This is a genomic window from Frankia sp. AiPs1 (genome assembly GCF_023716945.1).
In the GTDB taxonomy this organism is placed as follows: domain Bacteria; phylum Actinomycetota; class Actinomycetes; order Frankiales; family Frankiaceae; genus Frankia.
The window spans coordinates 1-1,878 of the sequence record NZ_JAMQQF010000829.1; the positions used below are offsets into that span (position 1 = coordinate 1).

Sequence of the window (1,878 nt, forward strand, 5' to 3'; positions counted from 1 at the left end):
GGCCCGGGCCGCCCAGCCGGGCCGCCCGCCTGCGGGTCGCCGACCGTCGGGCTGGCCGCGGTGGCGCCGTCTCCGTCGGCGGCACCGTCTGCGCCGCGGCCGAGGAGCGGGAGCGCGACGGCAGCCGCGGCGAGCAGGGCGATGAGGGGAACTGTCAGGCGGCGGCATCTCCGGCTACGCATTGATACATTCCTCCCGCGGCGACCGTCCGATAGGAGCAAAACTGTAGCCGGTCGGATACTTTTCGGCGTCGAATGTGCTCCGTGAGTCGGCTGCTGCGGCGGACCCGCGCGGGCGGGCGGCGGTTCGTCGGGGGCGGGACTTTATCGTTCGGTGTCGCAGTGGTGGGACTGGCCGGTGAAGGTTGTCCCCTTCGTGGTCGTTCGAGGGTGGGGGTCCGTGGTGAGTGGGTACGCCCAGCGGCACCATGAGCCGTCGTGATCAGACAACCAGACTGCTGACTGCCTGGATTCGGGGTCGGCGGCGCTCTGCGCCCGCCGCCGGTGCCGCCGAGGCGCGGGCACGGACGCCGGCCGAGTCGGGCCGGCGCCGGTCGCCGGCCACCGCCCCCCAGCCGGATGTTTCCCGCGAGCCGGCGGCGACCCCCCAGCCGAGCACGCCGCCGGATGTCGGGGTCGACGACGAGCTGGGTGACCTGATCCGGATGGTCGCCCGGGAGGGATTCGGCTTCACGGAGCTGCGCGACGGTCAGTTCGACGCCATGCGGGCCGTCGTCGAGGGCCGGGACACGCTGTGCGTGCTACCGACCGGCCGGGGCAAGTCGGCGGTGTACCAGATCCCGGCGATGGTGCTGGCCGGCCCGACCATCGTGGTCTCGCCGTTGATCGCGCTGCAACGCGACCAGGTGCGCGGGCTGACCGAGCGGCTCGCGGGCCTGCTGGGCGACGACGACTCGGCGGCGGCCGCAGCCAACTCGGACGCCGGGCGGGCGGCCCGGCAGGCCGCCTTCGACGCGGTCCGGCAGGGGCGCACCGAGTTTCTCTTCCTGGCCCCGGAGCAGTTGGCCCGCGAGGACGTCCGGGCGGCGCTGCGCGAGGCGCGACCGTCCCTGTTCGTCGTGGACGAGGCCCATTGCATCGCGTCCTGGGGGCACGACTTCCGGCCCGACTACGCCCAGCTCGGACAGGTCATCGAGGACCTCGGGCGGCCGACGGTCGTGGCGCTGACGGCCACCGCCGCCCCGCCGGTCCGCCGGGAGATCCGCGAGCGGCTACGGCTGCGCGACCCCGTCGAGGTCGTGCGGGGATTCGACCGGCCCGAGATCACCCTGTCCGTGGTTGCGTTCACCGACGAGGAGGCCAAGCGGGCGAGCCTGATCGAACGCATCGCGGGGGAGGCCAAGCCGGCGCTGGTCTACGCGGCCACCCGGCGGGCCACCGAGGAACTGGCCGACGAACTCGCCGGCCTCGGGCTGACGGCCCACCCCTACCACGCCGGCCTGCGGGCGGCGCGCCGACGCGAGGTCGAGGCGGACTTCATGGCCGACCGGTGTGACGTGGTGGTCGCCACGAGCGCGTTCGGGATGGGCATCGACAAGCCCAATGTCCGTACCGTCATCCACGCCGAGGTGGCCGACTCCCTCGACTCCTACTACCAGGAGATCGGCCGCTCGGGGCGCGACGGTGAGCCCGCGGTGGCCTGCCTGTTCTACCGGCCGGAGGATCTCGGGCTGCGGCGCTTCTTCGCCTCTGGCCGGGTCGACGAGACGGCCTTACGGCGCGTCGCGGTGCTGCTGGAGCATGCCGATGCGCCGGTGACGGCGCGGGAGCTGGCCCAGGCGGCGGGGCTGCGCGACACCGCGCTGGCCCGGCTGGTGGACCTGCTGGCCACCGCGGACGTGGTGACGGTGGGCGACGG

The 1,878-nt window shown here is 74.0% G+C and carries 2 protein-coding genes; both read left to right on the forward strand.

Annotated features, from left to right (window positions below):
- A partial coding sequence (locus ND748_RS31065) for a hypothetical protein (protein WP_251749871.1) occupies window positions 1-185 on the forward strand: 185 nt, incomplete at its 5' end.
- 242 nt (window positions 186-427) lie between these two features.
- Window positions 428-1,878, forward strand: a 1,451-nt coding sequence (locus ND748_RS31070) for an ATP-dependent DNA helicase RecQ (protein WP_251749872.1), incomplete at its 3' end; no start/stop codon positions are given.